At 67.8% G+C, this 24,413-nt stretch carries 20 protein-coding genes and 1 pseudogene; 13 read left to right on the top strand and 8 right to left on the bottom strand.

Annotated elements, in window-relative coordinates; translation table 11 throughout:
• Nucleotides 1-4: 4 nt before the first annotated feature.
• Nucleotides 5-1,462: an amidase gene (locus tag K307_RS17595; protein ID WP_042880007.1), complete on the bottom strand. Its 1,458-nt coding sequence runs from the start codon at nucleotides 1,460-1,462 to the stop codon at nucleotides 5-7.
• Between the two features lie 130 nt (nucleotides 1,463-1,592).
• On the opposite strand from K307_RS17595, the gene K307_RS17590 reads away from it, so the two are divergent.
• Nucleotides 1,593-2,513 (top strand): LysR substrate-binding domain-containing protein, encoded by a 921-nt coding sequence (locus K307_RS17590; protein WP_042880006.1) that lies wholly within the window; start codon nucleotides 1,593-1,595, stop codon nucleotides 2,511-2,513.
• Between the two features lie 14 nt (nucleotides 2,514-2,527).
• Here K307_RS17590 and xth read toward each other — a convergent pair whose 3' ends face one another.
• From xth to K307_RS17575, 3 genes are all read right to left on the bottom strand, one after another.
• Nucleotides 2,528-3,340: an exodeoxyribonuclease III gene (xth, locus tag K307_RS17585; RefSeq protein WP_042882208.1), complete on the bottom strand. Its 813-nt coding sequence runs from the start codon at nucleotides 3,338-3,340 to the stop codon at nucleotides 2,528-2,530.
• 71 nt (nucleotides 3,341-3,411) lie between these two features.
• Nucleotides 3,412-4,569, bottom strand: a complete 1,158-nt coding sequence (locus K307_RS17580; RefSeq protein WP_042880005.1) for a BON domain-containing protein — start codon at nucleotides 4,567-4,569, stop codon at nucleotides 3,412-3,414.
• 413 nt (nucleotides 4,570-4,982) lie between these two features.
• Nucleotides 4,983-6,203 (bottom strand): MFS transporter, encoded by a 1,221-nt coding sequence (locus K307_RS17575; protein ID WP_042880004.1) that lies wholly within the window; start codon nucleotides 6,201-6,203, stop codon nucleotides 4,983-4,985.
• Nucleotides 6,204-6,308: 105 nt separating this feature from the next.
• Between K307_RS17575 and K307_RS17570 the strand changes: the two genes are divergently transcribed.
• The 5 genes from K307_RS17570 (at nucleotide 6,309) to K307_RS17550 (ending at nucleotide 12,875) form a co-directional block, all read left to right on the top strand.
• On the top strand, nucleotides 6,309-7,349 hold the full coding sequence (locus K307_RS17570) for a LysR family transcriptional regulator (RefSeq protein WP_042880002.1): 1,041 nt from the start codon (nucleotides 6,309-6,311) through the stop codon (nucleotides 7,347-7,349).
• Between the two features lie 142 nt (nucleotides 7,350-7,491).
• Entirely contained in the window at nucleotides 7,492-8,754 is a 1,263-nt protein-coding gene (locus tag K307_RS17565) for a phospholipase D-like domain-containing protein (RefSeq protein WP_042880000.1), read from the top strand.
• A 355-nt stretch (nucleotides 8,755-9,109) separates the two neighbouring features.
• Nucleotides 9,110-9,544, top strand: coding sequence for a CopG family transcriptional regulator (locus K307_RS17560; protein ID WP_042879999.1), 435 nt, complete (start codon nucleotides 9,110-9,112; stop codon nucleotides 9,542-9,544).
• A 50-nt stretch (nucleotides 9,545-9,594) separates the two neighbouring features.
• Nucleotides 9,595-10,749, top strand: coding sequence for an alpha/beta hydrolase family esterase (locus tag K307_RS17555; RefSeq protein WP_042879997.1), 1,155 nt, complete (start codon nucleotides 9,595-9,597; stop codon nucleotides 10,747-10,749).
• A gap of 176 nt (nucleotides 10,750-10,925) precedes the next feature.
• Complete coding sequence (locus K307_RS17550) at nucleotides 10,926-12,875, top strand: methyl-accepting chemotaxis protein (protein WP_042879995.1); 1,950 nt, start codon at nucleotides 10,926-10,928, stop codon at nucleotides 12,873-12,875.
• 15 nt (nucleotides 12,876-12,890) lie between these two features.
• On the opposite strand, the gene K307_RS17545 is transcribed toward K307_RS17550, so the two are convergent.
• Nucleotides 12,891-13,091, bottom strand: coding sequence for a DUF2905 domain-containing protein (locus K307_RS17545; protein ID WP_010810842.1), 201 nt, complete (start codon nucleotides 13,089-13,091; stop codon nucleotides 12,891-12,893).
• Between the two features lie 472 nt (nucleotides 13,092-13,563).
• On the opposite strand from K307_RS17545, the gene K307_RS17540 reads away from it, so the two are divergent.
• On the top strand, nucleotides 13,564-14,949 hold the full coding sequence (locus K307_RS17540; protein WP_042879992.1) for an MFS transporter: 1,386 nt from the start codon (nucleotides 13,564-13,566) through the stop codon (nucleotides 14,947-14,949).
• On the opposite strand, the gene K307_RS17535 is transcribed toward K307_RS17540, so the two are convergent.
• Nucleotides 14,943-15,896 carry a LysR substrate-binding domain-containing protein gene (locus K307_RS17535; protein ID WP_042879990.1) on the bottom strand — a complete coding sequence of 318 codons (954 nt, stop codon included), beginning with the start codon at nucleotides 15,894-15,896 and terminating at the stop codon, nucleotides 14,943-14,945. The two genes, K307_RS17540 and K307_RS17535, sit on opposite strands and share 7 nt — an antisense overlap.
• A 94-nt stretch (nucleotides 15,897-15,990) precedes the next feature.
• On the opposite strand from K307_RS17535, the gene pcaH reads away from it, so the two are divergent.
• The 4 genes from pcaH to pcaD all read left to right on the top strand — a co-directional run bounded on the left by pcaH (nucleotide 15,991) and on the right by pcaD (nucleotide 20,258).
• Nucleotides 15,991-16,692 (top strand): protocatechuate 3,4-dioxygenase subunit beta, encoded by a 702-nt coding sequence (pcaH, locus tag K307_RS17530; protein ID WP_042879989.1) that lies wholly within the window; start codon nucleotides 15,991-15,993, stop codon nucleotides 16,690-16,692.
• A 4-nt stretch (nucleotides 16,693-16,696) separates the two neighbouring features.
• Complete coding sequence (gene pcaG / locus K307_RS17525) at nucleotides 16,697-17,266, top strand: protocatechuate 3,4-dioxygenase subunit alpha (protein WP_042879987.1); 570 nt, start codon at nucleotides 16,697-16,699, stop codon at nucleotides 17,264-17,266.
• A gap of 116 nt (nucleotides 17,267-17,382) precedes the next feature.
• A complete protein-coding gene (locus tag K307_RS17520; protein ID WP_080745057.1) occupies nucleotides 17,383-18,768 on the top strand; it encodes a 3-carboxy-cis,cis-muconate cycloisomerase in 1,386 nt (461 codons plus the stop codon).
• A 308-nt stretch (nucleotides 18,769-19,076) separates the two neighbouring features.
• Nucleotides 19,077-20,258, top strand: a complete 1,182-nt coding sequence (gene pcaD / locus K307_RS17515; protein WP_042879984.1) for a 3-oxoadipate enol-lactonase — start codon at nucleotides 19,077-19,079, stop codon at nucleotides 20,256-20,258.
• Between the two features lie 120 nt (nucleotides 20,259-20,378).
• Here pcaD and K307_RS17510 read toward each other — a convergent pair.
• Nucleotides 20,379-21,702 (bottom strand): annotated as a pseudogene (locus K307_RS17510) (IS4 family transposase).
• A 126-nt stretch (nucleotides 21,703-21,828) separates the two neighbouring features.
• On the bottom strand, nucleotides 21,829-22,731 hold the full coding sequence (locus tag K307_RS17505; RefSeq protein ID WP_042879982.1) for a sterol desaturase family protein: 903 nt from the start codon (nucleotides 22,729-22,731) through the stop codon (nucleotides 21,829-21,831).
• A 311-nt stretch (nucleotides 22,732-23,042) separates the two neighbouring features.
• Here K307_RS17505 and K307_RS17500 point away from each other — a divergent pair, with 311 nt between their 5' ends.
• Both K307_RS17500 and K307_RS17495 read left to right on the top strand, forming a co-directional pair.
• Nucleotides 23,043-24,062, top strand: coding sequence for a hypothetical protein (locus K307_RS17500; protein ID WP_051974944.1), 1,020 nt, complete (start codon nucleotides 23,043-23,045; stop codon nucleotides 24,060-24,062).
• A gap of 57 nt (nucleotides 24,063-24,119) precedes the next feature.
• Nucleotides 24,120-24,413 carry a hypothetical protein gene (locus tag K307_RS17495; protein ID WP_042879979.1) on the top strand — a complete coding sequence of 98 codons (294 nt, stop codon included), beginning with the start codon at nucleotides 24,120-24,122 and terminating at the stop codon, nucleotides 24,411-24,413.

Raw genomic sequence — 24,413 nt, 5'->3', positions numbered from 1 at the left:
GCGCTCAGCCCAGCCAGGGGCTGCGCACGCGCGAGAAGCCGCCGACCTGGTCATAGGCATGGCCAAGCTGGAGCACCGCGGCGTCGGCCTGCGCCGGGCCGATGATCTGCAGGCCCGCGGGCAGGCCCTGCGGGCCGAAGCCCGCGGGCGCGGCCAGCGCCGGCAGCCCCGCCATCGTCGCCGGCACCACCGCCTGCATCCAGCGGTGATAGGTGTCCATGTCGCGGCCGTCGACCGCATGCGGCCAGTCCCAGTTCGCATCGAACGGAAACACCTGGGCGGCCGGCAGCACGAGGTAGTCGAAGCGCTCGAACAAGGCGCGCAGCGCCTGGTACCACGCGCTGCGCTCGCACATCGCTTCATAGACGCGGTTGCCGGACAGGGCGAGCCCGTGCTCGATCTCCCATACCGCCTCGGGCTTGAGCAGCATGCGCGTGGCCGGGTCGTGGTAGAGCGCGGCATTGGCGCCCGCCACCGAGAAGCTGCGCAGGTCGATCCACGCCCGCCACAGGCGCTCCAGGTCGAACGCCGGCAGTGCGGCATCGATGCTGCAGCCGAGCGTGCGCAGGTGCGTGAGCGCCTGCTCGCAGGTGTCGAGCAGTCCGGGTTCGGTCGGCAGGCGGCCGCCAAGGTCGCCAAGCCAGCCGATGCGAACGCCGGTCCAGTCGCGCTCGGGCGGCAGCACGAACGTGCCCGGCGCCTCGGCGCGGCGCGTCAGCGGCAGCCGCGCGTCGAAGCCGGCCTGCACCGACAGCAGCAGTGCCAGGTCCGGCACGTTGCGCGCCATCGGGCCGGCCACGCTGAACTGTTGGAAGAAGACCTCGTCGGCCGGCCCGTGCGGCACGCAGCCGAACGAAGTGCGCAGGCCATACACATGGTTGAATGCGGCCGGCGTGCGCAGCGAGCCCATCATGTCCGAGCCGTCGGCCACCGGCAGCATGCGCAGCGCCACGGCCACGCCCGCGCCGCCGCTGCTGCCGCCGGCCGAGCGCGCCGGGTCGAAGGCATTGCGCGTGGTGCCGTAGACCGGGTTGTAGGTATGGCCTCCGAGGCCGAACTCCGGCGAATTAGTGCGCCCGACAAAGAGCGCGCCACCGGCGCGCATGCGCTCGAACACCGCGGCGTCGGCCTGGCTGACCTGGCCGGCGAAGATCGGCGAGCCCTTGGTGGTGACCATGCCCGCGGCCGGGCTGATGTCCTTGGGCGCTTGCGGAAAGCCGTGCAGCGGGCCGCGGCTGGCGCCGCGCGCGAGTTCGGCGTCAAGCCCGGCGGCCTGCTTGCGCAGCGTGTCGCGGTCCATCGGGGCGACGATGGCGTTGACGCGCGGATTGTGGCGGTCGATCTGGCCGAGGAAGGCATCGAGCACTTCCACGCATGAGAGCTCGCGCGCATGGATGGCGCGCGACAGCGCGACGGCGTCGAGTTCGACGATGGGATCGGTGGGGAGTGGTTCGGGCGACATGGCTGGCGGCGTCTCCTGTGGTTTGTGAGAAAGCATACGGGTGCCGCGGGGTTTCCCACAATCGATGAATTTTTCAAATATCCTTGCGTAAAACGCAAACCGCCACACCCACCGAGCCGGAGCCCGCCCCATGCTGTCGCATCGCCTGCAAGACACCTCGCTGCGCTATTTCCTGGAAGTGGTGCGCAGCGGCTCGCTGACCGAGGCGGCGCAGCGGCTGAACGTCACGGTCTCGGCGGTCAGCCGCCAAGTGGGTGCGCTCGAGGCGCTGCTGGGCGTGCCGCTATTCGACCGCCGCCCACGCGGCATGGTCGCCAGCGCCGCGGGCGAGCTGCTGGCCGCCTATGCGTTGCGCGGCGCACTCGAGGCCGATCGCGTGGTGTCGGAGATCGCGGCGCTGCAGGGCCTGCGCCGGGGCCGGGTGCGCGTGGCCAGTTCGGCCGGGTTTGCCATCGAGTTCCTGCCGCGCATCATTGCTGAGTTCCGCGAGCGCTACCCGGGGCTGCACTTCCACGTGCGCGTGGCGCCGCCGGCCGAGGTCACCGGCATCGTGCTGCATGGCGACGCGGATATCGGCATCACCTACAGCCGTGCCGCGGAGCAGGGCATCCGCGTGGAGCACCGGCAGCCGGCGCCGGTGATCGCGATCATGCGCCCGGACCATCCGCTGGCGCGTTTTCGCAGCGTCACGCTGGTGCAGATGCAGCCGTATCCGCTGGCCCTGCCCGAGGGCGACAACACCGTGCGCCAGCTGTTCGACATCGCCTGCGGCGAGCGCGGCGTGGTGTTCGAGCCGGTGCTGGTGACCAACCATTTCGAGACGCTGACCAACTTCGTGCTGCATGGCGGCGGCCTGTCGATTTCCGGTGCGGTGACCGTGGGCGACCGGCTGCGCCGCGGCGAGCTGCACGCCGCGGCGATCCGCGAGCGCGGCATGAAAAGTCGCGCGATCGAGTTGCAGACGCTGGCGGGACGCACGCTGCCGGAGGGCGTGCGCGCGTTCCTGGGGTTTAGCCGGGAAAGGCTGGCGGCGGAGGGGAGCGTGGCATAAGCGCCACCCCTGGCCTAAGTCGTCCGCTTGCGTCGCGTGGCAGCCGGGCGCTCCAGCACCACCCACGCCGGCGCATGGTCGCTCGGATGGTCCTCGGCGCGCACCCAGCGGTCCACGCCGGCATCGCGCAGGCGCGGCGCCAAGTCGGCGCTCAGCAACAAGTGGTCGATACGCAGGCCGGAGTCGGTCTGCCAGTGCTGGCGGAAGTAGTCCCAGAAGGTGTAGATGCGTTCGTCGGGATAGCGCGCCCGCAGCGCGTCGGTCCAGCCCTGTGCCAGCAGGCGCGCGTAGGCGTCGCGGCTTTCCGGCTGCAGCAGCGCGTCCTTGAGCCACGAGCGCGGGTTGTAGATGTCTTCGTCGGTGGGCACAACGTTGTAGTCGCCCGCCAGCACCACCGGATGGCCGCTGTCGAACAGCGTCTGCGCGTGTTCGATCAGGCGCTCGAACCAGGCCAGCTTGTAGTCGAACTTGGGTCCCGGTTGCGGGTTGCCGTTGGGCAGGTAGAGGCAGCCGACCACCATGCCCTGCACTGCGGCTTCCAGGTAGCGGCTGTGGCTGTCGTCCGGGTCGCCGGGCAGGCCGCGGCGCACTTCCACCGGCTCGGTGCCGCGCGCCAGGATCGCGACCCCGTTCCATGACTTCTGGCCGTGCCAGATCACGCCATAGCCCGCTTCCCGGATCTCGCGCGCGGGGAAGCTCTCGTCGGCGGTCTTCAGTTCCTGCAGGCAGGCGATGTCCGGCGCCTCATGCTCCAGCCAGTGGAGCAGCGCCGGCAGCCGGCTGCGGATGCCGTTGATATTGAAGGTGGCGATCTTGAGCGTGGGCATGCCGCCTTTCGAGTTGGCGAACAAGGCCGGCCGGCGTGTGCCGGCCGGTTTGCTGCGTCAGCGCGTCAGCATCAGGCGCGCCATGTACTGCCCGACACGTCGGTGCTGCCCGGGGAGCCTGTGGCGGCGGTGCCGCCGGTCATGCCCGTGCCCTCGCGGCGCACGCGAATGTCGTTGTTGACCTCCGTGACGCCGTAGGTGCTGTCGGCCAGGTCTTCGATGTAGTACTTCTGGCTGCGGCTAGGCACTGTGCCCGCCAGCGTCACCACGCCGCTGCTGACCTCGACGCTCACGTCGCTGACGTCCACGCCGCGCGCATAGCTGAGGCGCTCGCAGATCTGGTCGCGGATGCGGTCGTCGCTGCGCTGGTAGCCGCGCGGACCGGCGTGGCGTTCGCGTTCATGGTAGGGCTCATGGTAGTGCCCGTAGCCGCGTTCGCGTTCGCGCGCCCGTTCGAGCTCGCGCTCGTCATCGGAGGTGCCGAACAGGTCGCCGACAGCCTCGCCGATACGACGGCCGAGGTTGTAGAGCACGCCATGGTCTCCGCGTTCGTCATCGCGGTCGTCGCGATCGTCGACTTCCCAGCCGCGGCGGCGTGCGCCTTCACGGCTGTAGTGGCGGCCGTAGCGTTGGTCCTCGTCCCAGTCGCCGCCGGGTTCGGTCCAGTAGCGGGTGTCGCTGCGCAGCTCGCTGTAGGACGGATCGTGCTCGCCGCTGCGCGCCGATTCGCGGGGTTCGCGCGCGCGCTCGGCGCTTTCGCGCCACTGGCGTTCGGCGTAGTCGTCATCGCGCTGCCAGGCTTGCGGATCGCGCCATTCGCCGGCACGTTCCCAGCCGTAGCCGCCGTTCAGGCCGTAGCGCAGGTTGCTGCCGCTGCTGTAGCGGCCTTCGGCGCGGCGGCCGTACCGTTCATCAGCGCGGCTGCCATAGCGTTCGTCCCGGCCGCCATAGCGTTCGTCGCGGCTGCCGTAGCCGCTTCCACTTCCGTAGCGGCTTTCATATTCCCGGCCGCCGGGTCGATCCGGATATCGGCCTGCGCCGTACTGCTCGCTGTAGTCGCCCGCCGGGCGCGCCGGGCCGCCGTAGCTGGTCTGCCCCGGTGCCATCTGCTGGCGCCGCCGCTGTGCCTGCCAGCGGTCGCGCTCGGATTCAGGCTGCCAGTCGTCGTCGTCCCACGCATGGCGGCGCTGGCGTTCGTCGCGTTGGCGTTCGTCGTAGTAGTAGCTCATGCTGATTTCCTGAAATGTAAGTTTGGCGCCATGTGCGGATGCCGACGCGACTAGTACGTGCGGCCCGCGGGCGGGTAATCAGGAAACGGCAAGATTCGTACCGTGCGGCGGGGCCGCCTGGCGGGGCGCTTCGGCCGGTTGATGCGTGCAACCCTTGCAGAGCTTGTAAGGGTTGCAGGCTTGTTCCTTCAAGAAAAATGGCGCGGCATCCACAAGCCGGGATGCCGTGCCACTTGCCTTGCTGCCAGCGTTCTGCAGCACAGCATGGTCCTTTCGCGCTTACTTCTTCTTGCTGGTGTTGGTCGACTTGCTCGTCGTGGCGGACTTGGTGGCAGTGGCCGAGCCATTGACCGGCACCGCGGTGTTCGACGCCAGCTCGATCTTCGACAGTCAGCCCCGTCGGCCGACGACGGTCAAGGCAGGCGCGCCTGCGGCAGCATCCGCACGGCGAGCGCCGCCAGCGCCGCAGCGCTCGCTAGTGCAGTCACGCCGGCCCAACCGTAGTGCGCCAGGGCCACGCTGCCGAGCGCGGCGCCCGCGGCCATGCCGGTGAACATGCAGACGAACAGCACCGCGTTCAGGCGGCTGCGGGCGCCGCGGTCGATGCCGTAGACGACGGTTTGGTGCGCCACCAGCGTGACCTGCACGCCCAGGTCGAAGCCAATCGCGCTGGCGCCGATCAGCCACAGCTGGCCCTGGGGCGACAGCAGCGGCGACAGCAGCATGGCGGCGAACGACAGCGCCGTCAGCGCGGCCCCAAGCCGGGTCACCATCTCAGGCCCGCGGCGGTCGGCAATGCGGCCGGCGATGGGGGCGCCGAGCGCGCCGGCCGCGCCGGCCAGGCCGAACGCTCCCGCGGCGTCGCTGCCGAGATGAAAGGGCGCGCCATGCAGCATCACCGCCAGCGTCGACCAGAACGCGCTGAAGCCCACCGACAGCAGGGCCTGCGCCAGCGCGGCGCGGCGCAGGGCCGGATGCGCGCGCCACAGCGTTGCCAGCGAGCCGAGCAGCGCCCGGTACGGCAGCACCGCGCTCGGCGTGAAGCGCGGCAGGTGGCGCCGTGCCACCAGCGCGATCGCGGCGATGCTCGCCGCCGCCGCCAGGAACATCGCGCGCCAGCCGAAATGCTCGCCGACAAAGCCGCTGACCACGCGCGACAGCAGGATGCCCAGCAGCAGGCCGGTCATCACCGTGCCCACCACCTTGCCGCGTTCGGCGTCGGGCGCCAGCGTCGCGGCCGCGGGCACGATGTCCTGGGCCAGCGTGGCAGACAGGCCGATCGCCAGGCTGGCGGCCAGCAGCATGCCGATGCCGGGCGCGAAGCCCGCCAGCAGCAAGGCGGCCACCAGCACCACGGACTTGGCCAGGATGATGCGCCGGCGGTCGAAGCGGTCGCCGAGCGGGGCCAGCAGCAGGATGCCCAGCGCATAGCCGAGCTGCGTCAGGGTCGGGATGGCGCCGACCACCGTATCGGATGTGCGCAGGTCCGGCGTCATGATGCCGAGCATGGGCTGGCTGTAGTACAGCGAGGCGACCGACGCGCCGGCGCCGACGGCGAGCAGCAGCACCAGGCTGCCGGGCAGGGCCGGTCTTGCAACGGCGGCGGCTGCGGGGATGGCTTCGAGCGAGGACATGGTGTGTTTCCCTGGGACTTGCGTGTCTGGAATGGACGGAAGTGTTGTCCAGCCCGCCGCGTTCTGGTAGACGTGTGCCGTGAACAATGGCTATACGAGGCACGTATGAAGCGCCAGGCGGTCCCCACGCCATCGACGCCGCGGCAGGCGCCGCGCAAGCAGGCCTCCGGCCCCGGCGCTACCACGGCCGACCGCATCGAACTGATGCAGACCTTCGTGCGCATCGTCGAGTCAGGCAGCCTGTCGATGGCCGCGGCGCAGATGCACACCACGCAGCCGACCATCAGCCGCCGCCTGCAGACGCTGGAGCGGCTGCTGGGCGTGCGGCTGCTGCAGCGCTCCACGCATGCGATGAACCTGACCGAGGACGGCGAGCGCTGCTACGAGCGGGCCAAGGAGCTGGTCACCGACTGGGCCACGCTGGAGGCCGACCTGCGCGGCGTCGGCTACGAGCCCGAGGGCACGCTGCGCGTGCTGGTGCCCCATGCCTTCGGCCAGGAGTTGCTGGTCGGCCCGCTGGCCGGCTACCTGCAGCAGTATCGCAAGGTCTCGGTGGAATGGCTGCTGCACGACCGCACCCCGGACTTCATTGCCGAGGCCATCGATTGCGCCATCCATGTGGGCGAGGTGCATGAGCCGGGCGTGGTCGCGGTGCGGCTGGCCGAGGTGCCGCGCCTGGTCATCGCCGCGCCGTCGCTGTTCGAGGGCAGGCCGCTGCCGAGCCGGCCCGAGGACCTGGAAGACCTTCCCTGGCTCGCGCTGCGCACCTTCTATCGTAACGAGATCGTGCTGTCGCACCAGGTGAGCGGCGACCGCCGCCGTATCGGCTTCCGCCCGCGCGTCAGCACTGACAGCCTGTACGCGCTGCGCGCCGCCACCCGGCTGGGGCTGGGTGTCGGCGTGGGCTCGGCCTGGATCTTTGGCGACGACATCGCCCGTGGCGAACTGCTGCACCTGTTGCCGGACTGGCAGGCGGATCCGTTGCCAATGTACCTGGTCTATCCCTACGCGCGCTTCTACCCGGCCAAGCTCAGGTTCTTTATCGACGCGGTGCGGCAGGCGATACCGGGACTGGGGGTGGTGGAGTTGCCAGACGCCAGGCGCGGCCGGATGAAGCGCGCGTCGACTGTATCGAAGCGTCGTTGAAACGCCGCGGAGGCGAGCGGAAATCCGGTAATGACGTATCCTGTAGCGGTCGCCAGTTTGCCGGTGAACCCCTGGGGCCAGACATCATGGTGCTTGCGTGATCCGCCGCCGCGTCTTTCCAAGCTTGCGTAGAAGGGGCCGAATGCTCGCATTGGTTGCCGTCGTTCTCGTGCTTGCCCTCGGCGGCATCGTTGCGTACAACCTGATCGGCGGCGAAAAACGCATCGAGCGCCGCCTCGACCGGCTCTACGGCCTGGACGACCCCCAGTTCGTCCGCGAGCTGGGCGTGCTGCTGGGGCCGCCGGTCGTCGATGGCAACCGCTACCGCGTGCTCAGGAACGGCGACGAGATCTTCCCGGCGATGCTGGGCGCGATCCGCGGCGCGAAGAAGACCATCAATTTCGAGTCCTACATCTACTGGTCGGGCGATATCGGCAAGGAGTTCGCGCAGGCCCTTGCCGAGCGCGCGCAGGCAGGCGTCAGGGTGCAGGTGCTGCTGGACGCGGTCGGCAGTTCCAAGATCGACGAGTCCGCGCTGGACATCATGACCCGTGCCGGCGTGGACGTGCGCCGCTATCACCCGGTGCGCTGGTACACCGTCGGCAAGCTCAACAACCGCACGCACCGCAAGGTGCTGGTGGTCGACGGCACGGTCGGCTTTACCGGCGGCGTCGGCATCGCGCCGGAATGGACCGGCAACGCCCAGGATCCCGACCACTGGCGCGACACGCATTTCCAGGTGGAAGGCCCCGTGGTGGGCCAGATGCAGTCCGTGTTCCTGGACAACTGGATCAAGGTCAGCGGCGCGGTGCCGCATGGCCCGGACTACTTCCCTGAACTGCCGCCGGTCGGCAATGGCCGCGCCCAGATGTTCAGCAGTTCCCCCACCGGCGGCAGCGAGAGCATGGCGCTGATGTACCACCTCGCCATCACGGCAGCGGCCCGGACCATCGACCTGTCCGCGGCCTACTTCGTGCCGGATGAACTGACAGAAAAAGCCTTGCTGGCGGCTTTGGCAAGAGGCATCAGGCTGCGGGTGATCGTGCCGGGCGACCATATCGATTCAGAGACCGTACGCTCGGCCTCGCGTGGACGCTGGGGCGCGCTGCTCAAGGCGGGTGCGCTGATCGCCGAGTACGCGCCGACGATGTATCACTGCAAGGTGCTGATCGTCGATGGCGTGCTGGTGTCGGTCGGGTCGACCAATTTCGACAACCGGTCCTTCCGCCTCAACGACGAAGCCACGCTCAATATCCTGGATGCCGCCTTTGCCGCCGAACAGACCCGGATCTTCGAGGAAGATCTGAAGCTGTCGCGCCCGATGACGTACACACAGTGGGCCAACCGCCCCTGGACCGAAAAGCTGCGCGACCGGATGGCTTCGCTGATCGGCGCACAACTCTGACGGCACATGCCGGGTCGCGCCGCGATCCGGTGCCCGTCCCCGCCCGCACTCCGCCCGTTGAGTCCGGGCCGACATCGGCCGGCACTCCCCCTTGCGTCTCCCGATGCGCTCGCATGCCTCGCTGGCCGGCCATGCCGGATAACCGGCGGGTTGTGCACTTCACGCGCTTCTTAAAGCGTCCTATAGGGTACATCATGATTCTTAACTTGACCTGGTATTGTCCGTCCCCTATAAATTGACCATCCATATGGATGGTATATGGATGGTATATGGATGGTATATGGATGGCGCGAGGATGGATTACGGATGATTGTGCGCTTTCCTGCACCGTCTGCCCCAATCCCAAATAAAAGAGATGACCCCTCAGAAAACCGAAATCGCACCACTGACGAACAAACCGAAGGTCGGTGATACGGAAAAAATCACCATCAACCTCGGACCGGTAGACCTGGGGCAGATCGACCTGCTGGTCGAAGAGGGCTTTTACTCGAACCGCTCGGACCTGATCCGGACCGCCATCCGGAACCAGCTGGCCGTGCATGCGGTGGTCATCCAGGAAACGGTGAGCCGTCGGGCGCTGGTACTCGGGCTGCAGCACTTTACGAAGAAGGACCTGGAAGCCGTGCGCGCGGCCAATGAAAGACTCGATATCCATGTGCTGGGCCTGGCCAGCATTGCCTCGGATGTCAGTCCGGAGCTTGCGCTGGCGACCATCGAATCCATCGTGGTGCTGGGCGCCTTCCACGCGCCGGCCGCAGTCAAGGCTGCGCTGGCCGGGCGCATACGGTAGTTCGCGGCAATTTCGCCGCCCCTGGTTCGCCAGGTTGCCTGGAAACAATGATGAAAATGAATGACGCGTTCCTCGCTTCGATGTACGAGGCCATGCAGCTGCTGCAGACGGCTGGCCCGATGGAGGCCACCGAGGTCATCCAGCGGGCACTGCGCCAGCACGCTTCCGCGGTTGTGCAGCCCGCTCCGGCGGCGCCGATGCCGGCACAAGTGGTCGAACGCCTGCTGACCCATGACGGGGCTGCGGTTCGGACCCGCGGCACCGATGGCGTGGGCCCGGAGCGCACCGCGGCGCGCGCGCCTGCTGCGCCGGCTTCTCAGCCCGCGCACACCGCTGCCCGCGCCGAACCCGGGCACTTCACCCAGCGCACCTACGCCAACCCGGCCGGCACCCGCGCGTACAAGCTCTACATCCCGGGCGGCAGACATGCCGAGCCGATGCCGCTGGTCGTGATGCTGCACGGATGCACGCAGGACGCCGACGACTTTGCCGCCGGCACCCGCATGAACGAACTTGCCGAGCGGCTCGGCTTCGCCGTGCTGTACCCGATCCAGCCCACCGACGCCAATCCATCGAAATGCTGGAACTGGTTCCGGCCGGGCGACCAGCAAGCCGACCGCGGCGAGCCCTCGTTGATTGCCGGCATGACCCGCGAGGTCATCGCCGCCCACGGCATCGATGCCAGGCGCGTCTATGTAGCGGGACTGTCCGCCGGCGGCGCGATGGCGGCCGTGCTGATCCAGCGCTATCCCGGCCTGTTCGCGGCGGCGGGCATTCACTCGGGCTTGCCCGCGGGCAGCGCGCACGACCTGCCGTCCGCGCTGGGCGCCATGCGGGGAGGCAAGGGCATTGGCGCAAGAAAGGGCGACAACACGCGGCCGCTGCCGCCCACCAGGCCGATGATCGTGTTCCATGGCGATGCCGACAAGACCGTACACCCGTCCAATGGCAGCCGGCTGGTGGCGCCATTCGAGCAAGGCGAGGCGCGCAAGGGCCAGCAACACCAGACCGCGCGCTCGGGTCACGACTACACGCTGCGCAAGATCACGACGCCCGCCGGCGTCGACGCCGAGTACTGGGTGATCCACGGCGCCGGACACGCGTGGTCGGGCGGCAGCAGTCGCGGCAGCTACACCGATCCGAAGGGGCCCGATGCCAGCGCGGAGATGCTGCGGTTTTTCCTGGCGCATCCGCGCGCAGACTGAGGCGTGCACGGGGCGGAAGAAACACGCTGGGTTTCCGCCCCCATGCCGTGCGTTTCGCCCCACCCTGGGGCATTTTCTGCACCCCCTTTGAGCGTCATCAAAGTCTTTGCCAAACGCCCTTTAGCCCCCGGAAACACGGCCGATAGGACGGTAACTACCCCGTTCCATCGAGCCCCATGACCCCCTTCCTACGCCCCGCCGAGCGCCTGATGGCGCGCCTCAATATCAACCAGAAGCTCACGCTGATCGCGGTGCTCTTTCTGGTGCCACTTTGCGGCGCGATGTATGTCGTGCTGAGCGCTTCCGCGCATGCGATCCGCGCCACCGATAGCAAGATGCGCGGGCTTGCCATCGTCGGGCACGCGCTCGATTTCATGCGCGAGACCCAGGTGCGTCGCGGCGCCGCCAATGCGGTGCTGTCGGGCAATGCGAGTTTCCGCCCGACCTTCGATGGCGCGGACAACAACGCCGCCGCCAATCTCGCCCAGCTGATCCGCACGACCGCGGAGAATCCCGCCTTCGGCCTCGATGCCGGCGCGCGCAAGCTGGAGCAGGACTGGCAGCAGATGCGCGGCCTGGGCCTGAACACCGCAGCCGGGCCGCTGTTCGCGCGGCACAGCGCGGTGGTCAGGCAGACGCAGCTGTTTATCGGCGACGTAGCCGACCGCTCCGAGCTGGCGCTGGACGGCAAAGCCGCCTCGTACTACCTGATCAGCCTGCTGGTGGGCCCCATGCCCCGCCTGGCCGAGCAGAGCGCGCTGGCGCGCGGCCGCGGCGCCGGCATCATTGCGCGCGGCGGTTATGCTGATGCGGCGCAACAGGCCGATCTTGGTGCGCTGGCCGAGCAGATCCACGAAGGGCTGGAAGCGGTGCGGCGCGATATTGCACGCGTGCGCCACAGCGCGCCCGACCACCAGGCGCAGGTGGATGCGGCCCTGGCAAAACTGGCGGCGATGGACAACTTCTATCGCACGCTCAAGGTGCGCATGCTGGGCGCGAGCGGCATCGACATCGAGGCCAAGGCGTATTTCGATGAGGCGAGTGCGGCGATCAACGGCGTGCTGGCGGCCAACAAGGCGTTCTCCGCCATCGCCGGCGCGATGCTGGCAGAGCGCATCGCTGCGCAAGAGCGGCAATTCGCGCTGCTGGCAGGCGTTGCGCTGGTCACGGTGTCGATCGCGTTCTACCTGTTTATCGGCTTCAGCCGTGGCATGCGCAGCGACGTGCGCGAGGTGGCCGGGATAGTCGAGCGCATCAATGCCGGCGACCTTGGCCTGCGCATGGCGGTGCACGGGCGCGACGAGTTCAGCGACGTCAAGCGGCACCTGCTGTCGCTGGTGGACAGCTGGCGCGCGCTGATCGGCGATACCAAGGCCGGTGCCCACAACGTGCTGGCGGCGGCGGTCGATATCGCGCAGGGCAATATCGACCTGTCGCAGCGCACCGAGGAGCAGGCCTCGTCGCTGGAGCAGACCGCGGCCAGCATGGAGCAGCTCACCGCCACCGTGCAGCAGAACGCCGGCAGCGCCGGGCAGGCCAGCGAACTGGCGCGCGAGGCCTCGGGCATTGCGCTGGCCGGTGGCGAAGCGGTGGGACGGATGCAGCAGACCATGCAGCAGATTGAGGCTGATTCGCGCCGCATCGTCGACATCATCGCGGTGATCGACAGCATTGCGTTCCAGACCAATATCCTGGCGCTGAACGCCGCGGTGGAAGCGGCGCGCGCCGGCGAGGCCGGGCGCGGCTTTGCCGTGGTGGCGACCGAGGTGCGCGGGCTGGCGCAGCGCGCGGGCAGCTCGGCCAAGGAGATCCGCGCGCTGATCTCGCAGTCGGCCGAGCGCGTGGCAGCCGGCAACACGCTGGCACTGGATGCGGCCGCGACCATGGAGAACACCGTCAGCGCGATCGCGCGCGTCACCGCGATGATGGACGAGATCAGCCACGCTTCGCGCGAGCAGAGCACCGGCATCGTCCAGGTCAACCAGGCGATCGCGCAGATGGACCAGGTCACGCAGCAGAACGCCGCACTGGTGGAAGAGGCAGCGGCCGCGGCGCAGTCGCTGCAGGAGCAGGCGCTGCATATGCAGCGGGCGATGGCGGTGTTCCGCATGGAGACGGAAGCCTAGTCCGCCTCGCAGTGCTCAGCGCCGGAAGATCCAGATCACGACCGACACCAGCACCGACACCAGGATGCAGGTCGTGATCGGAAAGTAGAAGCTGAACCCGTCCCGGACGATATGGATATCGCCGGGCAGCCGCCCGAGCGGCAGCTTCGACAGCCAGGGCCAGGCAGCGGCGGCTGCGATCAGCAGGCAGCCAAGGATGAGAAGCAGGCGTTGCATGATCGGATGGATTCGGTTCGGCCGGCAGCGCTTGTGGCGCCCCGGTGTCCTGACACGTTGGACAGGCACGTCGCCGCAGGATTGCATCGGCTTGGCACACCGGGGGCCAGGGACTATAGGTTGCGGGTTTCGGAATGTAAATTGAGAGTTAGCGCTCTTTACATGAAATTTTGTTATTCGATCGAATTGCCGCAAGGGCTGACTGATAGTAAATTTCACGACCAGCCTCTTTCTTGATAAAAAGCATCGCTCGCTGAGGCGAAATAGTCAGCCTGGTTCCACAAAGGTGGCGCATTCTGGTGAAATCCACACGCTGGACGGCCCATTTCCTACCGGGTTTACGCCAATTCTGAGTCCCAATGCCCGTTGCCTAATATTCGTTCAATTAGGGAACATTAGTTCGCTATTAGAACAAAATCGCGGTCCAGCCTAGAGGGCGGCCAGTGCGATTTCCAGGCAAACGGAGACAGCAGTGCAACATCCCACCCGAACAAAAGGGGGCGTCGCAGACGTCCAGGCCCTGATCGATGGCCAGCGATTCACAGGTTACCAGTGGCTCATTCTTGGCCTGTGCTTCCTGATCGTGGCCGTTGACGGCTTCGATACCGCGGCAATGGGCTATATCGCGCCGGCGCTGGTGCAGGACTGGGGGATCGAGAAAGCAGCCCTCGGCCCCGTCATGAGTGCAGCCCTGTTCGGTCTTGCCTTCGGTGCGATCTTCGCCGGTCCGCTGGCCGATCGGGTCGGCCGCAAGAAGGTGCTGGTGCTGTCCGTCTTCTTCTTTGGCGCCTGCAGCCTCGCCACCGCGTTTGCGCCCACGCTGGGCTGGCTCACGGTCTGGCGCTTCCTGACCGGCCTGGGCCTGGGCGCCGCCATGCCCAATGCCGTGACGCTGACATCGGAGTTCGCGCCGCAACGCCGCCGTGCCGTGCTGGTGAACACCATGTTCTGCGGTTTTCCGCTGGGTTCCGCGGCCGGCGGCTTTGTCGCCGCCGCGATGATTCCGCACCTCGGCTGGCACAGCGTGCTGCTGCTTGGCGGCATCGTACCGCTTGCGCTCGCGCTGTTGCTGGTGGTGCTGCTGCCGGAGTCCGTGCGCTACATGGTCCTGCGCAAGTATCCGGCCGACCAGATCCGCAAGGTGCTGCGGCGCGTGACCGGCGCTGACCTGCCCGAGGCCAACACCTTCATCATCAGCGAGCAGGCTCCTGCGACCCGATCCGCCATCGGCACCGTGCTGGCTCCCGGCTATCGCCTGGGCTCGGCGATGCTGTGGTCCACTTACTTCATGGGCCTCGTCATCTTTTACCTGCTGACGAGCTGGATGCCGACGCTGATGAAGGACGCCGGCTTCTCGATCCAGCACGCGTCATTCCTGACGGCGCTCTTTCCGCTCGGCGGCGGCATCGGCACCATCGCGGCCGGCTGGTTCATGGACCGCTTCAATCCGAACAAGGTCATCGCCATCACGTACGCCGCAACCGGCGTGCTGATCTACGCCGTGGGCCACGGCACCGGCAGCCAGGTGCTGCTGGGCGTGCTGATCTTCGTCGCCGGTACGGCCATGAACGGCGCCCAGTCTTCGATGCCTTCCCTGGCCGCGGCCTTTTACCCGACGCAGGGCCGCGCCACCGGCGTCGCGTGGATGCTTGGCATCGGTCGCTTCGGCGGCATCACCGGCGCGCTGCTCGGTGCTGAACTGCTGCGCCTGCACCTGGGCTTCGACACGATCTTTACGCTGCTCACCGTGCCGGCATTCCTTGCCGCCGGTGCACTGCTGGTGAAGCATTTCGGCAGCCGCCCCACGGCGGTTGCCGGCGACCCGGTCAAGGGCGGCGCAAGCATCGCAAGTCACTGAGCGGAAGCAGGCTGGGCCGCGGCGCGAATGCAGTTCGCCAGCGCCTCGGCCATCGGCGTGAGCGTGCGGTCACCGTGCCGCAGCAGGCCGATCGGTTCCTCGGTGCCCTGCGTATCGATCGGCAGCAGTACCAGATCCCCCTCGGATACCGCGCGCCTGGTTGCAGAGAGCGGCGCTGCCCACACGCTGTCGCTCTGCCGGGCCAGCAGCCGTCCGAGATAGGCATCCGAGGTTTCCACGCAGCCGCCCGGCAGGGGCAGGCCGTGCCGGGCGAGCAGGCTTTCCGTGTTGTGGCGGGGAATCGAGCCCGCGGCAGGAATCACCAGCGGCCACGCCAGCGCGTCAACCAGCGTTGGCCGCGAGACGGCGGTGAGGGGATGCCCGGGACGAACCGCCAGTGCCAGCGAGTCCGGGCCCAGGGACTCGAACCACAGGCTTTCCATGGCCACCGGGTCATCCATCCGGCCAATGACGAGGTCGAGCACATCCGCCTTGAGCTGGTCGATGAGGTTGCGATTCATGCCGGTCTGCACGGCCAGGCCGACCTCGGGATGCGCGGCGCGGAAACGCAGCAGGGCGTCAGTCAGCACCGCCGGCACCACGCTCGGCAGCGCACCCAGCCTGATGCGCTCCTGCGGCAGCGCATCCGCGCCGGCCATGCTGTCCGCCGCCGCATCGATATCCGCGAGGATGCGCAGGGCGTGGCGCAGGAAGCGCGTGCCGGCAGTGGTCAGTTCGGTGCCGGCCCGCTGCCGGACCAGCAGGCGGGTGCCGGCCAGTTCCTCCAGCTCGCTCAGTGTCTTGGAGACGGCTGGCTGCGTCAGCCCCAGGCGTTCGGCGGCGCGGCCCAGGTGCTGGGTCTGGGACACCGCCACGAAACAATAGAGGTGCCGCAGCCGCACGCGATTGCGGAAAATTTCGAGTGCCGGAGGGGCTCGGGGTTTCATGCCTAAAAGTTATCGTATTTCGCATGAATCTTAATTTACATGACTTTATGTATTGTTTAAAGTCAAACCATTCCAATGACAAGGAGACTGCGCGATGACCCGTCTTGCCCAGTACCGCCGTCCCTACTGGGACACCCAGCCCGAGTACCGCTTCGATCCCTATGCCTCGACGCAGAAGCGTTCGCCGGGCCAGCCGCTGATTGCGCTGCCGCAGTCGTTGTCTGAAGTGACCGGGGCCACCTTCGGCGCCGAGTTCGTCCGTGAGGGCGATAACGACCTCACTGTCGGCAACGGCGGCGAGCCCATCGGCGAGCGCATCCTCGTGACCGGCCGCGTGCTGGACGAGAATGGCAGGCCGGTGCGGAACGCGCTGATCGAGGTCTGGCAGGCCAATGCGGCCGGCCGCTACGTGCACAAGCGCGACCAGCATGACGCGCCGCTCGACCCGCATTTCTCGGGCGAGGGCCGCACCGTCACCGATGCCAGCGGGCGCTACCAGTTTAAGACCATCAAGCCGGGCGCCTATCCCTGGCGCAACCACCACAATGCCTGGCGGCCGCAGCATATCCACTTCTCGCTGTTCGGCAACGCCTACGCCACGCGGCTAGTGACGCAGATGTATTTCCCCGGCGATCCGCTGTTGCCGTTCGATCCAATCTTCAACTGCGTGCCGGACGAAAAGGCGCGCGACCGGCTTGTGGCCGCCCTCGACTGGGAGACGACCCAGCCCGAATACGCGCTCGGCTACCGTTTCGATATCGTGCTGCGTGGCCGCGATGCCACGCCGATGGAGTAAGACCATGCTTTACGCCACCGCATCCCAGACCGTCGGTCCTTATCTCCATATCGGCCTGAGCGGCCTGAACTGCGCCGACCTGACCGTCAGCGCACCGGAACTGGCCGGCCAGCGCATCGTGATCGAAGGCCGCGTGACCGACGGCAACGGCGAGCCCGTGCCGGACGGCATGGTCGAGATCTGGCAGGCCAACCCCGCAGGCCGCTACCGCCACCCGGACGATGCGCGCGAGCTGCCGCTGGTGCCCGGCTTTACCGGCTTCGGCCGCGTGCCGACCGAGGCCGACGGCTCGTTCCGCTTTGTCACCGTCAAGCCGGGCACCGTGCCCGGTCCGGATGGCATGCCGCAGGCGCCGCACATCATGGTGTCGGTGTTCATGCGCGGGCTGGTCAAGCATGTCGCCACGCGCATGTACTTCCCGGACGAGGCCGCGGCCAATGCGGCCGACGCGGTCCTGGCGCTGGTGCCGGCCGAGCGGCGCGGCACGCTGGTTGCCAGCGATGCCGGCAACGGCACGCTGCGCTGGAATATCGTGCTGCAAGGGCCGGACGAGACGGTGTTCTTCGATATCTGAGGGCCGCGCACCCGGCCACGCCGGCAGCCGGGGGATCTGCCCCGGCACCGGCGACAGACGCATAATCAGGTGGTCGTCAACGTCACGGCCACGCACGCCACCTATCTCCCGCCCCCATGCCAACAGTTACGCGTCTCACCGACCCCATGTTCGGCAGCCCGCCTGTGCTGGACATCTTCTCCGATGCCGGCACCGTGCAACGCATGCTCGCCGTGGAGGCCGCGCTCGCGCGAGCGGAAGCGGAATGCGGCGTGATTCCGGCCGCTGCCGCGGCGGTCATCTCTGAAGTCTGCGGCGACGTCAGTGTCATCGATCTGGACGCCCTCGCACAGGCAGCGGTCGCCGCCGGCAATCTCGCCATTCCCTTCGTCAGGCAACTGACCGCCGCCGTGGCCGCGCGCGATGCCGAAGCGGCGCGCTACGTCCACTGGGGCGCCACCAGCCAGGACATCATCGATACCGCGCTGGTGCTCCAGCTAGGTGACGCGCTGCCCGCCATCGAGCGCGAGCTGGTTGCGCTCGGCGATGCCTGCGCCACGCTGGCGCAGCGCCATCGCGACACGCCCATGGTCGCGCGCACCTGGCTGCAGCATGCGCTGCCGACCACCTTTGGCTGCAAGGTCGCCGGCTGGATCGACGCGCTGCGGCGCGACCTGCCACGGCTGGCCGAGGTGCGCGCGCAGGCCCGCACACTACAGTTTGGCGGCGCCGCCGGCACGCTGGCGAGCCTGGGCGACCAGGCGCCCGTGGTGGCGCGCGAACTGGCGCGCGAGTTGTCGCTGGACTTGCCCTTGCTGCCCTGGCACAGCCATCGCGACCGGCTGGTGGCGGTGGCCGCTGCGCTGGGCATGCTGACGGGCACGCTGGGCAAGATCGCGCGCGATATCTCGCTGATGATGCAGACTGAAATCGCCGAGGTGGCCGAGCCCGCCGGGCCGGGTCGGGGAGGTTCCAGCACCATGCCGCACAAGCGTAACCCGGTCGGCTGCGCCGCCATGCTGACCGCGTCGGTGCGCGTGCCGCCGCTGGTGGCGACGATGCTGGCGGGCATGGTGCAGGAACACGAACGCGCGTTAGGCGGCTGGCAGGCCGAATGGGACACGCTGCCGCAGATCGTGGCGCTCGCCGCGGGGTCGTTGCGGCAGGCCGGCGAGGTGATCGGCGGGTTGCAGGTGGACGCGGCGCGCATGCGCGCCAACCTCGACCTGACGCACGGCCTGATCCTGGGCGAGGCAGCGATGCTGGCGCTGGGCGATCGCATCGGCCGCTTGCAGGCGCACACACTGGTGGAGCACGCCTCGCGACGCGCGGTGGTGCAGGGCACCAGCCTGCGCGACGCGCTGGCGGCGATGCTGCGCGAGGATCCGGCGCATGCCGGGCTGCTGGATGACGCGGCGCTGGACCGGCTGGCGGATCCGGGCAACTATGCCGGGCAATCGGCGCGTTTTGCGGATGCAGCGGTGGCGGCGTGGCGGGAGGCGGTGGCGGGTGCCGGGGTTTGAATCCGCGGCCCGGACTGCTGGAATGTGGCGACGTTTGCGATGGCTGCTGCATCGGCGCCAGGTCGGTGTACTCCCACTCCCGCTTGCGGGAGAGGGCCGGGGTGAGGGCAGGCATGTCGACGAAGTCGGGCGCAGGAGCATGCCACCGCCGGGCCCTCACCCCCACCCCTCTCCCACTGCGCGGGAGAGGATTGCGTCCACGGCGGGTAGCAGCCAGTTCCGACGCATGCACATAAACCGGCCCACTCTTCCACATCCACCAATGACCGCCGACTGAACACAACACACCAACATCCAAGGAGATTCCCTTGCCCTATCTCGATCACGCCGGCGCCCGGCTTTTCTACACCGTCGACGGCCCCGAGTCTGCCCCGGCCATCCTCTTCTCCAACTCGCTCGGCACCGACCACACCATGTGGGACCCGCAGGCGGCCGCGTTGGCCGGGCGCTTCCGTGTCGTGCGCTACGACACGCGCGGCCACGGCCGCTCGACCGCGCCCGGCGATGCCTTCACCGTCGAGCTACTCGGGCACGATGTGATCGCCCTCCTGGACGCATTGGGAATCGGGCAGGCGGTGTTCTGCGGCCTGTCGATGGGCGGTCTCACGGGGATGTGGCTCGGCATCCATGCGCCTGAGCGCTTCTCCCGCATCGTGCTGGCCAATACCGCCGCGAAGATCGGCAATGCGGACGGATGGAATACGCGCATCGACACCGTGCTGCGCGATGGCATGGCCGTGATGGTCGCGCCTTCCGTCGAGCGCTGGTTCACGCCGGGGTTTGCCGCCACGGCGGACCGCGCGCTGGATGGCCTGCGCAGCGTGCTCGCGGGGCTCGATCCGCGCGGCTATGCGGCCAGTTGCGCGGCCGTGCGGGACGCCGACTTCCGCCAGACGGTGTCGTCGATCCCGGTGCCCGTGCTGGTCATCGCCGGCAGCCAGGATCCGTCGACGAGTGCCCAGGAGGGCCGCGCGCTGGCCGATGCGATTCCCGGCGCGCGCTTCGTCGAACTGCCTGCCGCGCATATCTCCAGCTTCGAGCAGCCCGGGCGCTTCACCGCCGCGCTGATCGATTTCGTGCACGGCCGCCAGCCCGTGGCCGACGACCACGCGCGCTACGACGCCGGCCTCTCGGTGCGGCGCGACGTGCTCGGCAATGCGCATGTCGATCGCTCGCTCGCGCGGCTGACGCCGCTCAACGAGGAGTTCCAGAACCTGATCACACGCTACGCCTGGGGCGAGATCTGGACGCGCGAAGGCCTGCCGCGGCATACGCGCAGCCTGCTGACCATCGCCATGATGGTGGCGCTGAACCGCTCGGAAGAACTGGCGTTGCACCTGCGCGCCGCCGCCAACAATGGCGTGACGCGTGACGAGATCAAGGAAGTGCTGCTGCAAACCGCGATCTATTGCGGCGTGCCCGCAGCGAACTCCGCTTTCCATCTGGCCGCGGAAGTGTTTGCGGAGGTGGATGCCAGCCCTGGAAACTGACGCCGGGGCGCGGCCACGGGAACGTAGAAATGCCAGGAGGCGGCACCATGGCCGCCTGGCGATAAAAAAGCGCGGCATCGCCGCGCTTTTGACTTCTTACACCCACCCCTTTCAAGGTGATTAAACGACACGTCCAGCCTTGATGACACGGGCGGTAGAAACATGCCGCCGTGCTACGCATCCGGCCGCATAGCCTTTCTTCTTCGGCGCTTTCGGTCCCCGCGTATGTTTGCGCATCGCGCGGGGATCAACGTGCGTCGCGATCTTGATCAATTTGTGACCGAGCTGAGCTGAGGTGAGGAGGTCATAGGCCTGCCACACCTCGGGCGGCACTGCGATCATCATGCCGGCATATGTCGCCCGGATTTCGCTGGCGAGGTAATACGGTGAGAGCTCGATATCACTGGTATCCAGTTCATGGCGGATTCTCACCGCAGTCGCAATCACGCTTAGCACGTTATACGCCAGCGCCGCCACACCAAAGGCCAGCAGCGCCGCACGCGGCTGACTCAACGAACGAATCTCGCTGTTGAGCACCGATTCGAGTCGCTGAAACAGATTCTCTATGCTCCAGCGTCGCCGATATAACCGGGCGACTGCCTCGGCCGTCAGGTGTGTGGCAGGGACATTGGTCAACAGGCGGATGACGGTGTCACCATCCTCGGTGGCGCCATCCAGATGCAGCTCGATGCGCCGCAGCACCAGCGGCGCGTTCGATTCATCCGGGATGCTGACCGCCTGCTCGTACACGATACCGGTTTCGACCCGGCCCATTTCGCGTACCGGCTCCAGCTCGCTGGGGCACGGATTGCGGCCGTGCTCGCGCACGATGAAGGCGCTGCCGCGATGCTGCCAGCCGGCAAGGATCGCCCGGGTGCTGAAGTTGCGATCGGCGATCCACAACTGGGCCGGCTCGGCTCGACTCGAGCAGGGTTTCCATGATGGCCCGCTCCTGCGCATGCGCATCTTCACAGGGCACCAGATCGACGATCATCGCCGTATCCGGGTCATAAACCACCAATGACTGCCCTGGCAAGGCCGCGCCCCGAAACCCACGCAATGGTTTCAGGCGCTTTTCGCTCGCCGGCAAGTGGCTACCATCCACGATGCGCAGGCGATAGCCGTCCACCGAGGGCGGCTGCTTGCGCAACATCGGTTGCACGACCGGCCCCAGCCGCCGCGCGCTGCCTTGCACCAGGGCACGAACCAGTCCCGGCTCGGTCCGGCTGATCTTGTCGTACAGCGCGGTGATGGAAACCGGCAGCGCCGGACTGGCCTTGGCCGCCGCGTGCACTGACGGGCGCAGCCCCACGGCGACCAGCGACATGATTTCCACCGTCGTCGAGAACAATAGCTCCCGCGTGTACTGACTTTCACGCTCCTGATCGAACAACTCGTCGATCCAGGCCGGATCGAGGGCGCGTTGCAACCCCAGGCGCGCCATCACGCTGATCGGGCTGTGTTCGATAAAGCGTTCCACCACTGCGTCCAGTACCACGCCACTGACTTCGTTTTCGGTTCGAGAACACGGAGCGTGCCCTATTCTTCGTCACCTGGAAAGGGGTGCTTCTTACACCCCCACCCGCTCTGCCTGCGCCTGACGCCGCAGGCTCTCCGTGGTCTCGCCGCCACCGTCGGGCGCCCAGCCCGGAGGCATGACCAGGTAACCGACTGCCTTGGTCACGCTGCCTGCATTGGCCATGTCGCGGAACAGGCTGACCCAGTGCTCGAACTGGTTGACCAGCGGGTTGTGCGTGGTGGTCGGCTTGACCAGGCCGTAGCGGCAAGGCTCCTCGGCGCGCTCTTCCATATAGGTGCCGAACAGGCGGTCGAAGAGGATCAGCACGCCGCCGTAGTTGGCATCCAGGTAATCGACATTCGAGGCATGGTGCACGCGGTGCGCCGACGGGGTGTTGAAGACGTATTCGAACCAGCCCAGCTTGGGGATGCAGGTGGTGTGCAGCCAGAACTGGTACAGCAGGTTCAGGCTCAGGGCGGCCAGAACGACTTCAGGACGCACGCCGAGCCAGACCAGCGGGGCGAAGAACATCGCGGTGCCGGTGATCTTGCCGGTCCAGCCCAGGCGATAGGCCGTACCCAGCGTCAGCTCGTTCGGCGAGTGATGGACGGCGTGCGTCGCCCAGAAGAAGCGGATGCGGTGCGAGGCGCGGTGGTACCAGTAGTAGCAGAACTCTTGTCCGAGGAAGAGCAGCAGCACGGCCAGCGCGCTGTTGATCTCGACCGTGAAGATGCGGTGTTCCCAGGCGAACGAGAAGATCGGCGTGGCCAGCGACAGCGGCAGCAGCGCGAACAGCTTGCGCCCGACGAGGTCGGCCAGCGACATCCCGAGTTCATGCCAGGGGTAGGCCTTGCCTTGCTGGCGGGCCTTGCGTGCCAGCACGAAGGCTTCGAGCAGCGAGACCGCCACGACGAACGCCGTGACGTAGAGGGTGAGTTTTCCGAGGTTGTGCATGATGGGTCCTGTGCAGTGAGGTGGGACGCTTGCTTGGCGGAGGGGGCCGTCGCCGCGTCGGTGAGGCAAATGTAGTGGGTGGGCCCGGGCTGCGCCATGCAGGAAATATTTCGCCGTATGTCATGGCCGGCGGCGTGGGGGGAGGCCATGAAAAGCCATGCCGGGTGGCGGTTTCCGGCGATTTCAGGCCGAGCCGCGCGGTGTAACACCGCGACATTTTTTCGACCGCGAAAAACGCAGTTCCCTTTCCTATAGTTCGTCCCGTCGCCGCGCCACGGTGCGCGGCATGAACCGAACCTGAAGGACCTGCGATGACATTCCGCTCCTCCAAATCCTCCCGCTTCCACCGAGTGCCGCGCCTGCTCGGTATCGCGTCCGGTGCGCTGGTGATTCTTGCCAGCACCCCGGCATTCGCCGCCTGGTCCGGCCACGGCACGGCCTACACCTCACGTGGCGTCTACAACGGCGCGCACGTTGGTGCCTGCGGTGGCGGCAGCTGCTCGCATACCGGCGGCGTCGTCGGTCCCTATGGCGGCCTGGCCACCAACACCGGCACCGTGACCCGCACCGCGCCGGGCCAGTTCAGCAACGCCGGCACCGCGACCGGTCCGAACGGCCGCTCGGTGCAGCACGACGGCAGCACCAGTTGCGCCGGCGGCACCTGCTCGCACAGCGGCGACCTGACCGGGTCCAACGGCCAGACCGCCACCACCGCGGGCAGCGTGACGCGTGAAGGCGTCGGCCAGTACTCGTCGTCGGGCACCGTCACTGGCGCAAATGGCAATATCGCAAGCCACGCCGCCTCGACGAGCTGCCCCGGGTCGACCTGCAACCGCTACGGCACCGTGACCGGTGCGCAAGGCCGCACCGTCACCCATTCGGGCAGTGCTACCCAGGTCGCGCCGGGCGTCGTCACCACCGGCAGCGGTGCCACCGTGGTCCACGGCACCACGGTGACCACCGGCGCCAGCGTGACCGCAGCCGGCGCGACGGTGGCCGTCAGCACGCCGCCTGTGGTGGTGACGCCACCGCCCCCGCCGCCGGCGACGGTGTATGTGCCGCCGCCCGCGCTGGCCACGGTTTACGCGCCGCCGCTCGCCAAGGTGGTGGTCGCCGCGCCGCCGGCCGGGGTCGTCGTGGCGCCGCCCCCGCCGCCGAAGGTCGTGGTCGCCACCGCGCCGCTGCCGACCGTGGTGGTGCGGGCTGCGCCGCTGCCGCGTGCCGGCTATGTCGCGCCGCGCACCATCTACGTCGCCCGTCCTGCCAGGGCGGCGGTGCTGGTGCCCGGCCACTGGGCCGGCGCCGTCTGGGTGCCCGCCCACCTGGCCTGAGGGCCATCAGGTTTCCATCCACCCGCCGGCACGGCCGCCTACCCCACGGAGTCCATCGTGAAGAAGATGATTGCAGTGCTTATGTTGTGTATTGTTTCAGCAGGCGCATCCGCGCAAAGTGTCGAGATGCCGGCAGCCGGCGGCCCGCGCGTGGAGCGTGCGCTGCAGCAATTGCAGGCGCGCTTTGCCAGTGCCAATACCAAGCGCGACGGCAAGCTGACCCGCGAGCAGGCCGCGGCAGGCATGCCGATGGTCGCCAGCCACTTCGACCAGATCGACACGCAGCGCGCCGGTTACGTGACGCTGCCGCAGATCGAAGCGTTCATGAGGCAGAAGATGATGTCGCGCTGA

The sequence above is a fragment of the Cupriavidus necator A5-1 genome, from assembly GCF_000744095.1.
Classification (GTDB): Bacteria; Pseudomonadota; Gammaproteobacteria; order Burkholderiales; family Burkholderiaceae; genus Cupriavidus; species Cupriavidus necator_A.
Note: the sequence above shows the minus strand (reverse complement) of the source record. Positions and strands in the feature narration are given on the sequence as shown.

Bases quoted from the DNA above. Each gene is read 5' to 3' on its own strand.
- K307_RS17595 (WP_042880007.1), bottom strand. From the start codon at position 1,462: ATGTCGCCCGAACCACTCCCCACCGATCCCATCGTCGAACTCGACGCC.
- K307_RS17590 (WP_042880006.1), top strand. From the start codon at position 1,593: ATGCTGTCGCATCGCCTGCAAGACACCTCGCTGCGCTATTTCCTGGAA.
- xth (WP_042882208.1), bottom strand. From the start codon at position 3,340: ATGCCCACGCTCAAGATCGCCACCTTCAATATCAACGGCATCCGCAGC.
- K307_RS17580 (WP_042880005.1), bottom strand. From the start codon at position 4,569: ATGAGCTACTACTACGACGAACGCCAACGCGACGAACGCCAGCGCCGC.
- K307_RS17575 (WP_042880004.1), bottom strand. From the start codon at position 6,203: ATGTCCTCGCTCGAAGCCATCCCCGCAGCCGCCGCCGTTGCAAGACCG.
- K307_RS17570 (WP_042880002.1), top strand. From the start codon at position 6,309: ATGAAGCGCCAGGCGGTCCCCACGCCATCGACGCCGCGGCAGGCGCCG.
- K307_RS17565 (WP_042880000.1), top strand. From the start codon at position 7,492: ATGCTCGCATTGGTTGCCGTCGTTCTCGTGCTTGCCCTCGGCGGCATC.
- K307_RS17560 (WP_042879999.1), top strand. From the start codon at position 9,110: ATGACCCCTCAGAAAACCGAAATCGCACCACTGACGAACAAACCGAAG.
- K307_RS17555 (WP_042879997.1), top strand. From the start codon at position 9,595: ATGAAAATGAATGACGCGTTCCTCGCTTCGATGTACGAGGCCATGCAG.
- K307_RS17550 (WP_042879995.1), top strand. From the start codon at position 10,926: ATGACCCCCTTCCTACGCCCCGCCGAGCGCCTGATGGCGCGCCTCAAT.
- K307_RS17545 (WP_010810842.1), bottom strand. From the start codon at position 13,091: ATGCAACGCCTGCTTCTCATCCTTGGCTGCCTGCTGATCGCAGCCGCC.
- K307_RS17535 (WP_042879990.1), bottom strand. From the start codon at position 15,896: ATGAAACCCCGAGCCCCTCCGGCACTCGAAATTTTCCGCAATCGCGTG.
- pcaH (WP_042879989.1), top strand. From the start codon at position 15,991: ATGACCCGTCTTGCCCAGTACCGCCGTCCCTACTGGGACACCCAGCCC.
- pcaG (WP_042879987.1), top strand. From the start codon at position 16,697: ATGCTTTACGCCACCGCATCCCAGACCGTCGGTCCTTATCTCCATATC.
- K307_RS17520 (WP_080745057.1), top strand. From the start codon at position 17,383: ATGCCAACAGTTACGCGTCTCACCGACCCCATGTTCGGCAGCCCGCCT.
- K307_RS17505 (WP_042879982.1), bottom strand. From the start codon at position 22,731: ATGCACAACCTCGGAAAACTCACCCTCTACGTCACGGCGTTCGTCGTG.
- K307_RS17500 (WP_051974944.1), top strand. From the start codon at position 23,043: ATGACATTCCGCTCCTCCAAATCCTCCCGCTTCCACCGAGTGCCGCGC.